The 18,039-nt window shown below is 69.3% G+C and carries 17 protein-coding genes; 13 read left to right on the forward strand and 4 right to left on the reverse strand.

Features of this window, described 5'->3' with window-relative positions; all coding sequences use genetic code 11:
• The first annotated feature begins 7 nt into the window (after positions 1–7).
• The 3 genes from ACT54X_RS13265 to ACT54X_RS13275 all read left to right on the forward strand — a co-directional run bounded on the left by ACT54X_RS13265 (position 8) and on the right by ACT54X_RS13275 (position 5,480).
• The gene (locus tag ACT54X_RS13265; RefSeq protein WP_294367987.1) at positions 8–3,181 is read left to right on the forward strand and encodes an efflux RND transporter permease subunit; all 3,174 of its coding nucleotides are present in this window, start codon (positions 8–10) and stop codon (positions 3,179–3,181) included.
• Positions 3,174–4,652 carry an efflux transporter outer membrane subunit gene (locus ACT54X_RS13270; RefSeq protein ID WP_476346943.1) on the forward strand — a complete coding sequence of 493 codons (1,479 nt, stop codon included), beginning with the start codon at positions 3,174–3,176 and terminating at the stop codon, positions 4,650–4,652. The genes ACT54X_RS13265 and ACT54X_RS13270 overlap by 8 nt, the downstream gene beginning before the upstream one ends.
• A gap of 192 nt (positions 4,653–4,844) precedes the next feature.
• Complete coding sequence (locus ACT54X_RS13275) at positions 4,845–5,480, forward strand: c-type cytochrome (RefSeq protein WP_294367984.1); 636 nt, start codon at positions 4,845–4,847, stop codon at positions 5,478–5,480.
• Positions 5,481–5,621: 141 nt separating this feature from the next.
• On the opposite strand, the gene ACT54X_RS13280 is transcribed toward ACT54X_RS13275, so the two are convergent.
• The 3 genes from ACT54X_RS13280 to ACT54X_RS13290 all read right to left on the reverse strand — a co-directional run bounded on the left by ACT54X_RS13280 (position 5,622) and on the right by ACT54X_RS13290 (position 7,729).
• Entirely contained in the window at positions 5,622–6,155 is a 534-nt protein-coding gene (locus ACT54X_RS13280; RefSeq protein WP_294367983.1) for a DUF2946 family protein, read from the reverse strand.
• Positions 6,156–6,293: 138 nt separating this feature from the next.
• Positions 6,294–7,268 carry a YheT family hydrolase gene (locus ACT54X_RS13285; protein ID WP_294367980.1) on the reverse strand — a complete coding sequence of 325 codons (975 nt, stop codon included), beginning with the start codon at positions 7,266–7,268 and terminating at the stop codon, positions 6,294–6,296.
• 8 nt (positions 7,269–7,276) lie between these two features.
• The gene (locus tag ACT54X_RS13290; protein WP_076507440.1) at positions 7,277–7,729 is read right to left on the reverse strand and encodes a YybH family protein; all 453 of its coding nucleotides are present in this window, start codon (positions 7,727–7,729) and stop codon (positions 7,277–7,279) included.
• 212 nt (positions 7,730–7,941) lie between these two features.
• Between ACT54X_RS13290 and rutA the strand changes: the two genes are divergently transcribed.
• The 5 genes from rutA to rutF are packed head-to-tail and all read left to right on the forward strand — an operon-like array spanning position 7,942 to position 11,671.
• Complete coding sequence (gene rutA / locus ACT54X_RS13295; protein WP_294367972.1) at positions 7,942–9,063, forward strand: pyrimidine utilization protein A; 1,122 nt, start codon at positions 7,942–7,944, stop codon at positions 9,061–9,063.
• A gap of 14 nt (positions 9,064–9,077) precedes the next feature.
• The gene (gene rutB, locus ACT54X_RS13300; protein ID WP_476346947.1) at positions 9,078–9,869 is read left to right on the forward strand and encodes a pyrimidine utilization protein B; all 792 of its coding nucleotides are present in this window, start codon (positions 9,078–9,080) and stop codon (positions 9,867–9,869) included.
• Positions 9,870–9,900: 31 nt separating this feature from the next.
• On the forward strand, positions 9,901–10,293 hold the full coding sequence (gene rutC / locus ACT54X_RS13305) for a pyrimidine utilization protein C (RefSeq protein WP_294367964.1): 393 nt from the start codon (positions 9,901–9,903) through the stop codon (positions 10,291–10,293).
• A gap of 8 nt (positions 10,294–10,301) precedes the next feature.
• On the forward strand, positions 10,302–11,090 hold the full coding sequence (gene rutD / locus ACT54X_RS13310) for a pyrimidine utilization protein D (protein WP_476346949.1): 789 nt from the start codon (positions 10,302–10,304) through the stop codon (positions 11,088–11,090).
• Between the two features lie 26 nt (positions 11,091–11,116).
• Positions 11,117–11,671, forward strand: a complete 555-nt coding sequence (rutF, locus tag ACT54X_RS13315; RefSeq protein WP_476347111.1) for an NADH-dependent FMN reductase RutF — start codon at positions 11,117–11,119, stop codon at positions 11,669–11,671.
• 12 nt (positions 11,672–11,683) lie between these two features.
• On the opposite strand, the gene rutR is transcribed toward rutF, so the two are convergent.
• The gene (rutR, locus tag ACT54X_RS13320; RefSeq protein ID WP_294367955.1) at positions 11,684–12,433 is read right to left on the reverse strand and encodes an HTH-type transcriptional regulator RutR; all 750 of its coding nucleotides are present in this window, start codon (positions 12,431–12,433) and stop codon (positions 11,684–11,686) included.
• Between the two features lie 282 nt (positions 12,434–12,715).
• On the opposite strand from rutR, the gene ACT54X_RS13325 reads away from it, so the two are divergent.
• The 5 genes from ACT54X_RS13325 (at position 12,716) to ACT54X_RS13345 (ending at position 18,039) form a co-directional block, all read left to right on the forward strand.
• Positions 12,716–13,708 carry an isopenicillin N synthase family dioxygenase gene (locus ACT54X_RS13325; protein ID WP_476346951.1) on the forward strand — a complete coding sequence of 331 codons (993 nt, stop codon included), beginning with the start codon at positions 12,716–12,718 and terminating at the stop codon, positions 13,706–13,708.
• Positions 13,708–14,094: a VOC family protein gene (locus tag ACT54X_RS13330; RefSeq protein WP_076507423.1), complete on the forward strand. Its 387-nt coding sequence runs from the start codon at positions 13,708–13,710 to the stop codon at positions 14,092–14,094. The genes ACT54X_RS13325 and ACT54X_RS13330 overlap by 1 nt, the downstream gene beginning before the upstream one ends.
• Before the next feature lie 100 nt (positions 14,095–14,194).
• Complete coding sequence (locus tag ACT54X_RS13335; protein ID WP_476346953.1) at positions 14,195–15,292, forward strand: BMP family ABC transporter substrate-binding protein; 1,098 nt, start codon at positions 14,195–14,197, stop codon at positions 15,290–15,292.
• A 118-nt stretch (positions 15,293–15,410) separates the two neighbouring features.
• A complete protein-coding gene (locus ACT54X_RS13340; RefSeq protein ID WP_476346955.1) occupies positions 15,411–16,916 on the forward strand; it encodes an ABC transporter ATP-binding protein in 1,506 nt (501 codons plus the stop codon).
• Complete coding sequence (locus tag ACT54X_RS13345) at positions 16,909–18,039, forward strand: ABC transporter permease (RefSeq protein ID WP_294367938.1); 1,131 nt, start codon at positions 16,909–16,911, stop codon at positions 18,037–18,039. The genes ACT54X_RS13340 and ACT54X_RS13345 overlap by 8 nt, the downstream gene beginning before the upstream one ends.

An 18,039-nucleotide genomic window follows, 5' to 3' on the forward strand; every position in this document is an offset into this window, starting at 1 on the left:
CACTTCTATGGCCAAGTTCTTCATCGATCGCCCCATCTTTGCGTGGGTGATCGCTCTGTTCATCCTGGTGATGGGCGGCGTGGCGATCACGCAGCTGCCGATCGCCCAGTACCCGCCGGTGGCCCCGCCGGCCATCGTCATCAACGCCGCCTATCCCGGCGCCTCGGCCCAGACGCTGGAAGACAGCGTGTTGTCGGTCATCGAGCGCGAGATGAACGGCTCGCCCGGCCTGATCTACATGGAGTCGGTGGCGCAGGCCGACGGCACCGGTTCGATCACCGTGACCTTCGAGCCCGGCACCAACGCCGACCTGGCGCAGGTGGACGTTCAGAACCGGCTGTCGCGCGCGACGCCACGCCTGCCCTCGGCCGTGACGCAGCAGGGCGTGCGCGTGGACAAGTCGCGCAACAACTTCCTGCTGTTCACGATGCTGTCGTCGACCAACCCGGCCGTGGACACCACGCAGCTGGGCGACTACGCCGCGCGCAACATCCAGCCCGAACTGCAGCGCGTGCCCGGCATCGGCCAGGTGCAGCTCTTCGGCAGCGAGACGGCGATGCGCGTGTGGATCGACCCGGCCAAGCTGCAAGGCCTGAACCTGAGCGCGGGCGACGTCAACACCGCCATCCGCAACCAGAACGCCCAGGTCGCCTCCGGCACCATCGGCGACCTGCCCAACGTCACCGGCCAGGCCATCGCGGCCACGGTGGTGGTCAAGGGCCAGCTGTCGTCGGTGGAGCAGTTCGGCAACATCGTGCTGCGCGCCAATGCCGACGGCTCGACCGTGCGGCTCAAGGACGTGGCCCGCATCGAGATCGGCGGCCAGAGCTATGCCACCTCGGCCCGCCTGAACGGCAAGCCGGCCGTGGGCCTGGGCGTGCAGCTGTCGCCATCGGGCAATGCGCTGCAGGCCGCCAAGGCGGTGCGCGCCAAGATGGACGAGCTCAAGCGCTTCTTCCCGCAGGGCGTGAGCTACTCCATTCCCTACGACAGCTCGGCCTTCATCAGCATCTCCATCAGCCAGGTGGTCGAGACCCTGGTCGAGGCCGTGGTGCTGGTGTTCCTGGTGATGTTCCTGTTCCTGCAGAACTGGCGCTACACGCTCATCCCGACGCTGGTGGTGCCGGTGGCACTGCTGGGAACGTTCGGCACGCTGCTGGCCCTGGGCTTCTCGATCAACGTGCTGACCATGTTCGGCATGGTGCTGGTGATCGGCATCGTGGTGGACGACGCCATCGTGGTGGTGGAGAACGTCGAGCGCATCATGAGCGAGGAAGGCCTGCCACCCTTGCAGGCCACGCGCAAGGCGATGCAGCAGATCTCCGGCGCCATCATCGGCGTGACGGTGGTGCTGATCTCGGTGTTCGTGCCGCTGGCCTTCTTCGCCGGCTCAACGGGCAACATCTACCGCCAGTTCTCGGCGGTGATGGTGGCCTCGATCGCCTTCTCGGCCTTCATGGCACTGTCGCTCACGCCGGCGCTGTGCGCCACGCTGCTCAAGCCGGTCGAAGCGGGCCACCACCACGAGAAGCGCGGCTTCTTCGGCTGGTTCAACCGCGGCTTCTCGCGCACGGCCAAGGGCTATGAAGGCTTCGTGTCGCGCCTGCTGCGCCGCGCGGCGCGCTACCTGATCATCTACCTGGCCATCATCGGCGGCGTGGTGTTCGTGTACTCGCGCCTGCCCACCTCCTTCCTGCCACAGGAAGACCAGGGCAACATCCTGGTGAACGTGCAGCTGCCGCCGGGCGCCACGCTGGAGCGCACCGAGGCGGTGATGGAGAAGGTCGAGAACTTCATGCTCAAGCAGCCGCAGGTGCAGAGCATCGTGGGCGTGCTGGGCTTCAGCTTCTCGGGCCAGGGCCAGAACGCGGGCATCGCCTTCGTCACGCTCAAGGACTGGAAGGAGCGCGACGGCGAGGCGAACTCGGCCTCCGCGCTGGCCGGCCGGGCCTTCGGTGCGCTGTCGGGCGTGCGCGATGCCTTCATCTACCCGCTCAACCCGCCGCCGATCCCCGAACTGGGCTCGGCCAGCGGCTTCAGCTTCCGGCTGCAGGACCGGTCGGGCCAGGGCCATGACGCGCTAGTCAACGCCCGCAACCAGCTGCTGGGCATGGCCATGAAGAGCCCGGTGTTGACCGCGATGCGCCCCGACGGCCTGGAGGATGCGCCGCAGCTGCAGATCGACATCGACCGCGACAAGGCACAGGCCCTGGGCGTGGGCTTCGATGCCATCAACACCGCGCTGTCGACCGCGCTCGGGTCGAGCTACATCAACGACTTCCCGAATCGCGGCCGCCTGCAGCGCGTGGTGGTGCAGGCCGATGCCCCGGCCCGCATGCAGCCCGAGGACCTGCTGCGGCTGAACGCGTCCAACACGCAAGGCCAGCCGGTGCCCTTCGCCTCCTTCGCGACCACGCGCTGGATCAAGGGCGCGCAGCAGACGGTGCGCTACAACGGCTACCCCGCGATGCGCATCAGCGGCGAGGCCGCGCCCGGCTACAGCTCGGGCGCTGCCATGGCCGAGATGGAGAAGCTGGCCGGCCAGCTGCCCGCGGGCTTCGGCTTCGAATGGACGGGCCAGTCGCGCGAAGAAAAGCTCGCCGGCTCGCAGGCCATCATCCTGTATGGCTTCGCCATCCTGGCGGTGTTCCTGTGCCTGGCGGCGCTGTACGAAAGCTGGTCGATCCCGCTGTCGGTGATCCTGGTGGTGCCCCTGGGTGTGCTGGGGGTGCTGCTGGCCACGCTGCTGCGCGGCTACTCGAACGACGTGTACTTCCAGGTGGGCCTGATCACCATCATCGGCCTGTCGGCGAAGAACGCCATCCTGATCATCGAGTTCGCCAAGGACCTGCAGGCGCAGGGCAAGAGTGCCATCGCCGCCGCGCTGGAAGCCGCCCACCTGCGCTTCCGCCCGATCGTGATGACCTCGCTGGCCTTCGGCCTGGGCGTGGTGCCGCTGGTGCTGGCCTCGGGCGCGGGCTCGGCCAGCCAGCGCGCCATCGGCACCGGCGTGCTGGGCGGCATGCTCACGGGCACGGCGCTGGCCGTTTTCTTCGTGCCCATCTTCTTCGTGGTGGTGCGCACGATCTTCAAGGGCAGCAAGCGCCAGCAGGACATGAACAAGCGCCATGCCCAGGAAGCGGGCATTCAGGAAGAATCCGGAGCCGACAACCATGGCTGAGTCCAAGACGATGATGACGCTGCCCTTCGGGCCCCTGGCGCCGCTGGCGCTGGCCGCCGCGCTGCTGATGAGCGGCTGCTCGCTGATCCCCACCTATGAGCAGCCGGCCGCGCCGGTGCCCACCACCTTCCCGGGCGACCCGGCCCAGCCGGGCGGCGCCAAGGCGGCGGTGGACGTGCCCTGGCAGGCCTTCTTCTCCGACCCGCGGCTGGCGGGGCTGATCCAGACGGCCCTCGACAACAACCGCGACCTGCGCGTGGCCGTGCTCAACATCGAGCAGGCTCGCGCCCAGTTCGACGTGCAACGCGCGGCCCTCTTCCCGACCGTGGGGCTGACCACCTCGGGATCGCGCTCCGAGCCGAATTCGGCCCGCGCCTACAGCTCGTCCGCCCCGAAGGTGTCGTCGAGCTATTCGGTGGGCCTGGGCGTGACGGCCTGGGAGATCGATTTCTTCGGCCGCATCCAGAGCCTGAGCGCCGCGGCGCAGGCCCGTGCGCTGGCCACCGAGGAGTCGCGCCGCGCCACCCAGATCAGCCTGGTCGCCCAGGTGGCCAACGGCTGGCTCACGCTGGCCGCCGACGAAGAGTTGCTGGCCATCACCCGCCAGACGCTGGCCACGCGCGAGGAGACGCTCAAGCTGACCAGGCTGCGCTTCGACAACGGCGTGGCGTCCGAGCTGGACTACCAGTCGGCCGTCTCGCTGGCCGAGAGCGCGCGCGCCACCTATGCGCAGCAGATCCGCCTGCGCCGCCAGGACGAGAACGCCCTGGCGCTGCTGCTGGGTGCCCCTGTGCCTGCGAGTGCACTGGAAGGCCTGGCCGGCGACAACGGCGGCCTGGCCAGCGTGCGCGCCATGCCCGACGTGCCGGCCGGCCTGCCCTCGGACCTGTTGACCGAACGGCCGGACATCCGGGCGGCCGAGCAGCAGCTGATCGCGGCCAATGCCAACATCGGCGCGGCGCGGGCCGCCTTCTTCCCGCGCATCGCGCTGACCACCTCCATCGGCACGGTGAGCTCCGACTTCTCGAACCTCTGGAACGGCGACGGCACGCGGGCCTGGAGCTTCGCGCCCAGCCTGACGCTGCCGATCTTCACGGCCGGCGCCAACTCGGCCAACCTCGCTTCGGCGCGCGTCAGCCGCGACATTGCCGTCGCCCAGTACGAGAAGACGATCCAGACGGCCTTCCGCGAGGTGGCCGATGCCCTTGCGGGCCGCGAGACGCTGGGCGAGCAGGCCCGCGCCGCGCGTGCCCAGGCCGACGCCGAGGGCACCCGCCTGCGCCTGTCGGACCTGCGCTACCGCAACGGCGTGGCCAGCGCGCTCGACCTGCTGGATGCGCAGCGCTCGCAGTTCACGGCCCGCCAGACGGCCGTGCAGACCCAGCTGACGCTGCTGCAGAACCAGGTCACGCTCTACAAGACGCTGGGCGGCGGCTGGACCAGCAGCACGCAGCAGGCCGGCGCCCAGTAGGCTGGCGCATCGCTGGCCAGGACGGACGCCAAGTTCAATGGCGGCCTGCGGGCCGTTCGCTGATCTGCATCAGGAGTCCTTCTTTCGGGGGGTGTGCGGGGGTTATCCCGGGTCAGCCGGGGCCTGTCCGCACACCCCCCGTCCCTATAATCGAACGCTGTTTTCCAATAGCCCCCGATACCGAGGACAGCGATGAGCGAGAGCGCGCAAAACCCGGCTCCGGCCACCGAAGAGGCGCATACGGGCCCGATCAAGAATCCCAAGCAGCTGATGCTCGCGGTCCTCTTCGGCTTCGTGGCCCCCATCCTCATCATTGCGGGGCTGGTCTTCTTCGTGGTGTCCGGGCTCAAGCCCTCCGGTGCGGCCACCGGCGACAACATGAACCTCTACGGCGTCAGCCAGGACGCCCGCGACCGCGATGTCGCCGAGCGCATCCGCAAAGTGGGCATGGTCGAGATCCGCGACGCCAACCGCCCGCTCGCCAACGGCGAGACCGTCTTCAAGACCCAATGCGCCGCCTGCCACGGCAGCCCCGGCATTCCTGGCGCGCCGCACTTCGGCGATGCCGCGGCCTGGGCCCCTCGCATCGGCCAGGGCCTGGCCACGCTGACCGAGCATGCGCTCAAGGGCAAGGGCGCCATGCCGCCCCAGGGTGGCGGCGACTTCAGCGATGTGGAGATCAGCCGTGCGGCGGCCTACATGGCCAACTCGGGCGGCGCCAAGTTCGAGGAGCCTGCTGCGCCGGCCGCCGCTGCGCCGGCGGGCGATGCATCGGCCACGTCGGCCGCAGCCCCTGCGGCAGCGGGCGCGATGCCGGCCAAGCAATAAAGAGCGCAGACCCCCAGGCCTTCGGGCCTCCTCGAAAGCCGGCATCCGCCGGCTTTTTCGTTGGTGGCGCTGCAGCAGCGGCGATGTGCCCGCGCTTCGGCTTAGCGCAAGGCGCGTCTCGCGGCGCCTGCTCGCCGCGCGTCAAGCCTTGCTTCGGGCCGCTGCCGGACTGCGGACGAAGCCGAAACGCGTCGGCAGTTCGGAGGCCGACACTTCCTCGGGCGCCGGCCAGACGCCCTGCTCGAGCGCGTCGGCCGCCAGGCCCATGTCCTGCGAATGGACGATGCCCAGGCCGACCGGTGCTGCGACATAGAGGCGCCCTTCCGCATCCAGCAGCACGCGCTGCAATTCCCCCGCCAGTCCGGTGTGCGCCTGGAGCGAAAAGTCGTCCATCACGCGCCACACCAGCGGCACGGCCTCCAGTTCCACGTACACCCGCTGCGGCCCGTTCTGGAAGAACCACTGGCCCTGGGCATCCGGCTCGTAGTTGCGCTGGATGAAATCGATCAGCTTGTCATGCCGCAGCAGCGATCCCTTGCTTTGGGGGAAGGGGCCGGCCGCCTGCGTGGGGTCATCGCGCATGTACCACTGGCCGCGTGCATCGAGGCCCAGCCAACCGTAGCAGTGGGGCACGTTGGGCCACTTGGCCAGTGCCTGTTTGACGATGTCATCCATGGCGGCATTCTCCGCGCCGAAGTTGCCATGCGGTGTCGCCCATGCCGCCATCGCGGGTGAGCCGAGGCCGACAGCGCTATCGAGGCTGAAGGTCGGACTGGCAGCCGACGGGAGCCGGCCTCGTGCACCCGCGAGAGGTCAGCGATGCGCCAGCAGCCAGTCCACCACGGCCTGCGGCATCGTCTGCACATGCCCCGGCCACCCCCCCTGCGGAAAACCGACATGGCCGCCGTGGAGCGGCTGCCAGAGGGTCACCCGCGGATTGCTCACCCGCGCCGGCACCGGGAGGCTCTCGCCGGGCACGAACGGGTCGTTGCGGGCATTGAGCACCAGCGCGGGAATGCGGATGTCGCCCAGCCGCGGCCCCGCGGCGGCGCGGGCGTAGTAGTCCGCCGCATCCTTGAAGCCGTGCAGGGGCGCGGTGAACAGGTCGTCGAAGTCGCGCAGGCGGCGCGCGGCGCGCAGTCGGTGGGCATCGAACAGGCCCGGATGCTGCACCAGCTTGGCCAGCGCCTTGGGCTTCATGGTCGAGAGGAACATGCGCTCGTACACCAGCCGGTTGAAGCCGCGTCCGATGGCATCGGCGCCGGCGGCCAGGTCCAGCGGCGCGCTCACGCCGGCCACGGCCTGCACCACGGCCGCCGCGCTGTCGCCGGCCTCCTCGGCCCAGCGCAGCAGCGCATTGCCGCCCAACGAGACGCCCACGGCCAGCACGCCGGCCGGGCTGCGTTCGCGCAGACGCGCCAGCACCCAGCCCACCTCTTCATGGTCGCCCGAGTGGTAGGCCCGCGGTCCGAGGTTGAGCTCGCCGCTGCAGCCGCGGAAATGCGGCACTGCGAAGCCGAGTCCACGCTCGCGCGCCACCGCCGCCAGCGCCTCGGCATAGTGGCTGCGCGACGAGCCTTCGAGGCCGTGGAAGAGCACAAGCAGCGGCGCCATGGCCGGATCGGCCGCGTCCTGGAAGTCCACATCGACGAAGTCGCCGTCCGGCGCGTTCCAGCGCTCGCGCCGGTACACCGGGGCGGCGCCCGTGTAGCGGCGGCCGAAGAGGGCCGGCCAGATGGTCTGCGCATTGCCGCCCGGCAGCCAGCGGGGCGCGACGAAGGCCTGCATCCGAAGGGTCAGTGCAGCAGGCCCGGGACTTCCACCGCGTCGTCGGGCTCGCGCGAGGTGCCAGGGCTGGCATGGTGCGCCACCAGTCGCCAGCCCATCTCGGTCTTGAGGTACACGTTGGTCGCCAGCACGAACGCATGGCGCGGGCCTTCGGCGGTGAGCACCTCGATGCGCTCGAGCACGTTGTGCACGCTGGTGCCCAGGGCTTCGACGCGGCGCACATGCGAAGGCCGCGCATGCACGGCACCGCCGTTGGCGAACATCTGCTCGAAGGCGCTGCGGATGGCGGCCACGCCCACCAGGCGCGGCCCGCCGGGGTGGACGCAGAACACGTCTTCCTCGTCGGCCCAGCAGGCCATCAATGCATCGGCGTCGCCGCGCTGCAGCGCGTCGTAGAAGGCGGCCTCCAGGTCGTCGGCGGTGCCGCCCAGGGCGGCGGGGTATCGGGTTTTGCTGGGCATGGCAGCCGCGATTCTGCCGCTGCGCACGCACCACGGCCCGGCATGCGGCGCACCACCTTGCCGCGCACTCGCCCAGCGCGGCGAACCGTTTTGGACCATTTGGTCAAAACATGCACCGCCTTTTTCGATCAAGTCCTTGATGTGGAACAGGAAAACGGCATTGGCACAGCGCATGCAAACCCGCCGGCAATCCCATCCTGGAGTCCACCCACATGAAAGTCGGCGTCTTCATCCCCATCGGCAACAACGGCTGGCTGCTGTCGCAGAACGCGCCGCAGTACAAGCCCAGCTTCGAGCTGAACAAGACCATCACCCTCAAGGCCGAGCACTACGGCCTGGACTTCGCGCTGTCCATGATCAAGCTGCGCGGCTTCGGCGGAAAGACGGAGTTCTGGGACCACAACCTGGAGTCCTTCACGCTGATGTCGGGCCTGGCGGCCGTGACGACGAAGATCAAGCTCTTCGCCACCGCCGCCTCGCTGGTGATGCCGCCGGCCATCGTGGCACGCATGGCCTCGACCATCGACAGCATCTCCAATGGCCGCTTCGGCCTGAACCTGGTGACCGGCTGGCAGCGGCCCGAGTACTCGCAGATGGGCATGTGGCCCGGCGACGAGTTCTTCGCCACCCGCTACGAATACCTGTCCGAATACATCCAGGTGCTGCGCGACCTGTGGGGCAAGGGGCAGTCGGACTTCAAGGGCGCCCACTTCAAGATGGACGACTGCCGCCTGAGCCCGCAGCCGCAGGCGCCCATGAAGGTGATCTGCGCCGGCCAGAGCGATGCCGGCATGGCCTTCTCGGCCAAGTACGCCGACTACAACTTCTGCTTCGGCAAGGGCGTGAACACGCCCAAGGCCTTCGCGCCGGCGGCGCAGAAGCTGATCGAGGCCACCGCCAAGACCGGTCGCCACGTGACGACCTACGTGCTCATCATGGTGATCGCCGCCGAGACCGACGAAGCCGCCTTCGCCAAGTGGGAGCACTACAAGGCCGGCGCCGACACCGACGCCATCGCCTGGATGGCGCAGCAGGGCGCGGCCGACACCAAATCGGGCGGCGACACCAACGTGCGCCAGATGACCGATGCCACCTCGCCCTCGGCGGTGAACATCAACATGGGCACGCTGGTGGGCTCCTACGCCAGCGTGGCCCGCATGCTCGACGAGATGGCCGAGGTGCCGGGCACCGAGGGCGTGCTGCTGACCTTCGACGACTTCGTGCAGGGCGTGGAGGACTTTGGCGAGCGCATCCAGCCGCTGATGAAGAGCCGTGTGGACGTCGACACGCCCGTGCCCTCGCAGGTGGGCGCGCCCGAGGCCCTGGCGGCTTGACGGAAGGCGGCACCATGAGCAGCACCAAGACCAATGCCACCCTGCGCTCGACCACGCCGGTCGGGCCGCCCCAGGCGCCGGGCGCACCGGCACCGACGGTGATTCCTTCGCGCCCCGAGCCCCTGGCGCTCGTGCCCGCGCAGACCGCGCTGATCGTGGTCGATATGCAGAACGCCTACGCATCACTCGGCGGCTACGTGGACTCGGCCGGCTTCGACATCTCGGGCGCGCAGGGCACCATCGCCGGGATCGTGCGTGCCATCGAGGCGGCGCGCACCGCGGGCATGCTCATCGTCTTCCTGCAGAACGGCTGGGACGCGAAGTATGTGGAAGCCGGCGGCCCCGGCTCGCCCAACTGGCACAAGTCCAACGCGCTCAAGACCATGCGCGCCAAGCCCGAACTGCAGGGCCGCTTCCTGGCCAAGGGCGGCTGGGACTACGAACTCATCGACGCGATGAAGCCCCAGCCCGGCGACATCGTGATTCCCAAGACGCGCTACAGCGGCTTCTTCAACAGCACGCTGGACAGCAGCCTGCGCGCCCGCGGCATCCGCAGCCTGGTGTTCACCGGCATCGCCACCAACGTGTGCGTGGAGTCGTCGCTGCGCGACGCCTTCCACCTGGAGTACTTCTCGCTGATGCTGGAAGACGCCACCCACGAGCTGGGCGGCGCCGCGATCCAGCAGGCCACGGTCTACAACGTCGAGACCTTCTTCGGCTGGGTGTCGACGGTGGACGCGTTCTGCCAGGCCCTCACTCCCGCCACCGCCGCCGCACCTGCCAAGCCCGAGACGGCCGCGGCCTGATCCCTCGTTCATCCCACTCTGGAGTCCCTTCATGCCCAAGGAAGCCATCATCCCTCCCGGCACCAGCACCCCCATCGCGCCCTTCGTGCCCGGCACGCTGGCGGACGGCGTCGTCTACGTCTCGGGCACGCTGCCCTTCGACAAGGACAACAACGTGGTGCACGTCGGCGATGCCACCGCCCAGACGCGCCATGTGCTGGAGACCATCAAGGGCGTCATCGAGGCCGCTGGCGGCACGATGGACGACGTCACCTTCAACATGATCTTCGTCACCGACTGGGCCAACTACGCCAAAGTCAACGCGGTGTATGCCGAGTACTTCCCGGGCACCAAGCCCGCGCGCTACTGCATTCAGTGCGGGCTGGTGAAGCCCGACGCGCTGGTGGAGATCGCCTCCATCGCCCACGTCGGCAAGAAGGCCTGAGCCGCACCATGGCGCTGTACCACGAGGTGCACGGCGAAGGCCGCCCCGGCGCGCCCAGCGTGCTGCTGTCCTCGGGCCTGGGCGGCTCGGCCGGCTTCTGGCGGCCGCAGATCCCGGCACTGGTCGAAGCCGGCTGGCGCGTGGTGGCCTACGACCAGCGCGGCACCGGCCGCAGCCCTGGCGATCTGCCCGCCGGCTACAGCATCGCCGACATGGCGCGCGACGTGGCCGAGGTGATGGACGCCACCGGCACCGCGCGCTGCCATCTGCTGGGGCATGCGCTGGGCGGCCTGGTGGGCCTGCAGCTGTCGCTGGACGCGCCGCAACGCGTGGCCAGCCTGGTGCTGGTCAATGCCTGGTCGCGGCCCAATCCGCATTCGACCCGCTGCTTCGACGCCCGCCTTTCGCTGCTGGGCGCCTGCGGGCCGCGCGCCTATGTGGAAGCGCAACCCATCTTCCTGTACCCCGCCGACTGGGCCGCGGCCCATGCGGCCGACGTGCAGGCCGAGGTGGACCATGCCTTCGCACACTTCCCCGGCGAGGCCAACATGCGCGCCCGCATCGGCGCGCTGCGCGCCTTCGACGTGGATGCACGCCTGTCCGAGATCGCCGTGCCCGCGCTGGTCGCCTGCGCGCAGGACGACGTTCTGGTGCCGTGGACGATGTCCCAGCGCCTGGCCGAGGGCCTGCCTCAGGCCCTGCTCGATCACAGCCCGCACGGCGGCCATGCGCACAGCGTGACCGCTCCTGCCGCGTTCAACGCGGCCCTGCTCGGCTTCCTGTCGCGTCAGCACTGACCCTTCTTCTCTTCCGGCTTCCGATGATGATGTCCACCGCCCCCGCTCCTACCGCTGCCGCGGCCCTGCAGGCCCTGGCCGCCACGCCACCCGAACGCGGCGACTACCGCAACGCCATGGCCCGCCTGGGCGCGGCCGTGAACGTCATCACCACCGATGGTCCCGCGGGGCGTGCGGGCTTCACCGCCTCGGCCGTGTGCAGCGTGACCGACGAGCCGCCCACGCTGCTCGTCTGCCTGAACCGCAGCGCCTCGGTGTATCCCATCTTCCAGGCCAACGGCGTGCTGTGCGTGAACGTGCTGGGCGCCGGTCAGCAGCAGCTGTCCAACCTGTTCGGTGGCAAGACGCCCATGGACGAGCGATTCGCCGCGGCCGAGTGGCAGATGAGCCGAAGCGGCGTGCCGGTGCTGGCCGAAGCGGCAGCCGCCTTCGAGTGCCGCGTGGTCAATCGCACCGAGGTGGGCACGCATGACGTGCTGTTCTGCGAAGTGGATGCGGTGCGCCTGGGCAACGCCGCCCATGGCCTGGTGTACTTCGACCGGCGCTACCACGACCTGCTGCCGCAAGCCGCCGCGCACTGAGCAGACTCGGCCTCAAGCGGCCAGCGGCGCCGCCATGGCCTCGGCTGGGGGCGCACTGATTCCATCCAGCACCAGGCGCTGAACGTTCTCTACCGTCTCCTCGAAGAAGGCCGCGTCCTGCAGCGTGCGGCCGGCGATGGCCTGCACCTGCACGGCGAAGTCGGCGTAGTGCTGCGTCAGCGCCCAGAGGCCGAAGATCAGGTGATGCGGCGCCACCGGCCGCAGCCGGCCCGAGCGCACCCATTCGGCGATCACTTCGGACTTGCGTTCCACCAGCGTGCGCAGCTCCAGCGCCAGTTCTTCGTGCAGCAGCGGCGCGCCCTGGATCATCTCCAGGCAGAACAGACGTGAGGCATCGGGCTGGTCGCGCGAGATCACCAGCTTGCGGCGGATGTAGCTGGCAATGGCTTCGCGCGGATCCTGCTCGGCGCTGAAGCCGCGCAGCGGCTCCAGCCACACCTGCAGCAGCTCGCGCAGCACGCTCACATACAGCTCTTCCTTGTTGGCGAAGTAATAGAGCAGGTTGCTTTTGGAGACATCGGCGCGTGCGGCCACCTGGTCGACGCTGGTGCCGTGTAGGCCATAACGCGAGAACAGGCCGAGCGCGGCCGACAGGATCACGCTGCGCTTGTCCTCGGCCTGCCGCGGCCGGCGTGCGGCCCGCTTGCCGGCTGCGGGCGCCGCCTTCGTGCCCACGGGTTCTGCTTTGCGCTTGCGCACCTCGGCCGGCGCCTTCTTCTTCGCCGCGGGTGGTCTGGCCATCGGGCTTCCCTTTCCTTTCATTGTTGTGGGCGTGTGTCGTTGGGGTCGGCAACGGCCCGCCTGTACCGGCCATTGCGAATCGCGTACCAGCCTGCACGCACCAGCAACGGGCTTCGCGCACCGCTCATTTGTCTTGACCTGCACCAAGACACCGCAGCGCGGCCGAATGGCGTGCATGCGGCGCATCGTACGCAGCCCGGCCGGCGTTTGTCCATTTGGTCCAACTGGCACGGTCGTTGCAAACGGGCTCTGCAGTACCTCTTCCGTGCATCGAGACGCCCCATGACCCTGATGACCGTTCCCATCATCGACCTCGCGCCCTACTTCTCGGGCACGGCCGCGGAGAAGGCCGCGCTGGCCCGCCAGGTGGACGAGGCCTGCCGCAGCATCGGCTTCCTGGTGATCACGCACCATGGCATCGACCCGGCACTCATCGCCCGCGTCTCGGCCCTCTCGCGGCAGTTCTTCGACATGCCGCTGGGGGAAAAGCGCAAGGTGGACCGTCCGCGCGACGACGCAGTGCGCGGCTACAGCGCGGTGGGCGAAGAAGGCCTGTCGTACAGCCTCGAAGAGGCCTCGCCCGGCGACCTGAAGGAATCCTTCTCCATCGGCCCCTCCAACGTGCCGAATGACGAGTACCACCGCGGCCCCGCCGCCGGCCCGCACTTCGAGCCCAACAGCTGGCCGCCCATCGACGGCTTCCGCGAAGCCTACGAGCAGTACTTCGAGGCCATGAGCGATCTCTCGCGCTCGCTCATGCGCATCTTCGCGCTGGCGCTCGAACTGCCCGAGACCTACTTCGACGACAAGATCGACAAGCACATCAGCATGTTCCGCGTGCTGTCGTACCCGCCCCAGCGCGAGGCGCCGCTGCCCGGCCAGCTGCGCGCCGGCGCGCACAGCGACTACGGCAGCCTGACCATCGTGCTGCCCGACGACAAGGGCCTGCAGGTGCAGAACAAGGCGGGCGAGTGGGTGGACGTGCCGCTGGTCGAAGGCGGCCTGGTGGTCAACATCGCCGACCTGATGATGCAGTGGACCAACGACCAGTGGGTCTCCACCATGCACCGCGTGGTCAACCCGCCCTTCGAGGTGGCGCAGACCAACCGCCGGCAGTCGCTGGTGTTCTTCCACCAGCCCAACTACGACGCCATGGTCGAGTGCCTGCCCACCTGCCTGGCGCCGGGCGAGAAGGCCAAGTACGCGCCGATTTCCTCCGGCGATCACCTCACGTCCAAGTTCGTGAAGCAAACCACCTTCGGTGGCACCAAGTAATGGCACACCTGTCTTACGTCAACGTCTTCGCCAAGGACGTGGTCGCGCTGAGTGGCTTCTACCAGCGCGTGTTCGGCTTCCCGGAGATCGAGGCCATCCGCTCGCCCATCTTCCGCGGGCTGGACACGGGCAAGAGCAGCCTGGGCTTCAACGCCCTCGATGCCTACGAGCTGCTGCATCTGGCCGAGTTCTCGGACACGAAGGGCGTCAAGTTCCTGCTCAACATCGACGTCGACAGCCGCGAGGACGTGGACCGCATGGTGCCCGTCGCGCTGGAGGCCGGCGCCACGCTCATCAAGCCACCGTACGTCACCTACTACAACTGGTACCAGGCGGTGCTGCTCGACCCCGAGGGCAACGTCTTCCGCATCAACTTCATGATGTGACGCGCCCGCCGCCCGACCGGCCGGCGCCGGGGCGGCACTGTTCGTGCTTTTTCACCCTTCCGCTTCCTCTCCCCCCTCTTCCTTCCTCCTGGAGGTCTCCATGTTGTCCAAGCGCTTTCCCCGCATGAGCGTGGCCCTGGCCGGCGCCGCCGTGCTGCTGTCGGCCGGCACCGCCTATGCCCAGGCCGGCTTCAGCCTGAGCGGCAAGCCCGTCATCGCGATGCTGTACTACGGCCCCAAGAACGACGGTGGCTGGACGCAGGCTTTCGACGAGGCGCGCGTGAAGATCGAGGCGGCCCTCGGCCAGAAGATCCAGTTCGTGGAGAACGTGGGCGAGGACGCCTCGGTCATCAAGCCGGCGGCCGAGCGCTTCATCTCGCGCGGCGCCAACATCGTGATCGGCACCGCCTTCGGCCAGTCCGACGCCATGAAGGATCTGGCCGCCAAGTACCCCAAGGTGGCCTTCCTCAACGGCTCGGGCACCACCAACGGGCCGAACCTCGAATCCTTCTACGGCCGCACCTACGAGAGCCAGTACCTGTGCGGCATGGCCGCCGGCGCGGCCAGCAAGACGGGCAAGCTGGGCTTCGTGGCCGCCAACCCCTTCGGCGTGGTGAACTGGACCATCAACGCCTTCGCGCTCGGCGCGCAGAAGATGAACCCCAACGCCACGGTGAACGTGATCTACACCGGCACATGGAACGACCCGGTCAAGGAACGCGCCGCCGCCACCGCGCTGATCGACCAGGGCGCCGACGTGATCGGCCAGCACGTGGACTCGCCCACGCCGCAGATCGTGGCGCAGGAGCGCGGCGTGTACGGCACCGGCCACCACCGCGACCTGCGGCAGTTCGCGCCCAAGGCCACGCTGTGCTCGTCGGTGTGGGTGTGGGACCGCTTCCTGGTGCCCGAGCTCAAGAAGATCATCGCAGGCAACTGGAAGCCCGAGCCCTACGGCGCCTTCATCCCGATGAGCGGCGGCGGCACCGACATCGCCGGCTTCGGCGCGGCCGTGCCGGCCGACAAGGTCAAGGTCATCCAGGCCGAGCGCGACGCCATCCTGAAGGGCAAGCAGGTCTACGCCGGCCCGCTGAAGGACCGCGACGGCAAGGAGCGCGTGGCCGCAGGCGCCGTGCTGTCGGATGCGGACCTCTGGAAGATGGACTGGTTCGTCAAGGGCGTGGTCACGCAGAAGTGACTCTCCCCCAGGCTCCGCGCTTTGCGCTCCGCCAACCCCCATCCGGGGGCGCCGCCTGCGGCCTGGCGAAGCCAGTTCCGCGGCGGCTGCCGGCAGTCCCTTTTCTCTTCATACGCTGATGACTGTTGACGCGCTGCGCCTTGTCGGTATCCACAAGTCCTTCGATGGGTTCAAGGCCCTGATGGACGCGTCATTTGCTGCGCGCTGGGGTGAGGTGCATGCGCTGCTGGGGGAGAACGGCGCGGGCAAGTCCTCGCTGATGAACATCGCCGCCGGGCTGTATGCGCCCGAGCAGGGCGAGCTGCTGGTGGACGACAACCCGGTGCGGCTGGCAGGGCCGCGCGCGGCGGCGGCGCTGCACATCGGCATGGTGCACCAGCACTTCAAGCTGGTGCGGCCGTTCACGGTGGCCGAGAACATCCTGCTGGGGCATCCGCTCGCGCACGCCGAGGGCAGCCACCGGCGGCGCATGGTGCAGCTGGAGCAAGAGATCGCCGCACGGGCGGCCGAGCTGGGCTTCGCCATCGACCCGCGCGCGCGCGTGGAGCGCCTTTCCATCGCCGAGCAGCAGCGCGTGGAGATCCTCAAGGTGCTGCTGGCGGGCGCGCGCATCCTGATCCTGGACGAGCCCACGGCCGTGCTCACCGACCAGGAGGCCGAGCGCCTGCTGGCCACGGTGCATGCGCTGTCGCGCCAGGGCGCCGCGGTGGCGCTGGTGACGCACAAGATGTCCGACGTGAAGACCTGGGCCGACCGCGTGACGGTGATGCGCGGCGGCCGTACGGTGGCCACGGTGGCCCCCAAGGCCACACCCATCGAAGAGCTGGTGCGCCTGACCGTCGGCCAGTCGGTCGCGGCCAGCACGGCGGCCAGGGAGCCCGCGATGGGCGGCGCGCCGCTGCTGACCGTCCGCGGCCTGCGCCTGCACGCCAACGGCCGGCAGGCTTTGGACGGCGTGGACCTGACCCTGCACGCCGGCCAGATCTACGGCCTGGCCGGCGTCGGCGGCAATGGCCAGGGCGAACTGGCCGAGGCGCTGATGGGCATGGCCGAGGGGCTGGAAGGCACGATTGCGCTGGCAGGCGAAGGCGGGGCCGCGACTGGCCGCCTGCCGCACTTCGCCGCCATCCCGGCGGACCGCTACGGCCTCGCGCTCGCGGGCGGCCTGTCGGTGGTGGAGAACTTCGGCATCGGCCAGGTACAGGCCGGCCGCTACGGCCCGGCCTGGCGGCTGGACCGCGCCCGCATGGCCGCCGACACGCGCGAGGCCGTGCAGGCCTTCGACGTGCAGGGCGTGCGGCACCTCAACCAGAAGGCCGCGCTGCTGTCGGGTGGCAATGCGCAGAAGCTGGTGCTGGCGCGCGAGTTCGGCCGCGCGCCGCGGCTGGTGCTGGCCCACAGCCCCAGCCGCGGCCTGGATGTGCGCGCGGGTGCCGAGGTGCATGCGCGGCTGCGCGCCGCGCGCGACGCTGGCGCGGCCGTGCTGCTCATCAGCGAGGACCTGGACGAGGTGCTCGCGCTGGCCGACCGCGTGGGCGTGATGGCGCGCGGACGCATCGTGGCCGAATTCGATCAACCCGCCGACCGCCAGGCGGTCGGCCAAGCCATGGTGAACCATGACTGATGCCGCGCTCGACGCTGCCGCCCCGGAAGCACGCGCGCGGCACGTGCCGCTCTTCGCACGCCGCTACACGCTGGAGTTGCGCCAGCAGATGGGCCTGCCCCGGCAGGCGCTGATCCTCGCGTTGGCGGTGGTCGTCGGGCTGGCCATCTCGGCCGCGATCCTGGTGGCCGCGGGCGTGCCGGCCGACGAGCTGCTCAACGAGTTCATCATGCAGACGCTGGTGGATCGGCAGAGCCTGCTGGCCGTGCTCTTCCAGGCCGCGCCCATGGTCCTGGTGGGCATCGGCGCCGCCATCGCCTTCCGCGCCCGCTTCTGGAACCTGGGGCTGGAAGGCCAGATGATCTTCGGCGCCATCGGCGCGACGGCGGTGTCGATGTTCGACATCGGCCCGGCCGCGCTGCGGCTGCCGCTAATGGGCGCCGTGGCCATGGCGATGGGCATGCTCTGGGCGCTGGCGCCGGCGCTGCTCAAGCTGCGGCTGGCCGTGAACGAGATCATCGCCTCGCTGATGCTCAACTACGTGGCGGGCAACTTCCTGCTGCACCTGGTCTACGGCGCCTGGAAGGATCCGAAGGATTCCTTTCCCTACTCGCCGCAGTTCCGCGCCTTCGAGCGCTTGCCCGAATGGTTCGGCAACGTCAGCACCGCGGCCATCGGCCTGGCCGTGCTGGCCGCGCTGCTGGCCACCTGGTTCACGGGCCTGAGCCGCGCGGGCCTGTACCTGCGCTTCGTCGACGCCAACCCGCGCGTGGCGCGGGCCCTGGGTGTGCCGGTGGCGCGCATGGTGCTCACGGCGGTACTGCTGTCGGGCGCGCTGGCGGGGCTGGCCGGCTTCGTCGTGGTGACGGGGCAGGAAGGCCGGCTCACGCAGGCCTTCTACGTAGGCTACGGTTTCTCGGGCATCCTGATCGCCTTCCTGGCGCGCAACAACCCGCTCGCGGCCAGCGTGGTGGCGGTGCTGATCGCCATGCTCTTCGTGGCGGGCCGCAACCTGCAGGTCTTCTACCAGATCCCCTTCGCGATGGTGCAGCTGATCCAGGCCATCCTGGTCATCTGCGTCGCCTCGTCGGACTTCTTCATCCGCCATCGCCTGCGGCGGATCGCATCCGCAAAAGGCAGCTGA

The organism is Pseudacidovorax sp. DMC4, from assembly GCF_056314265.1.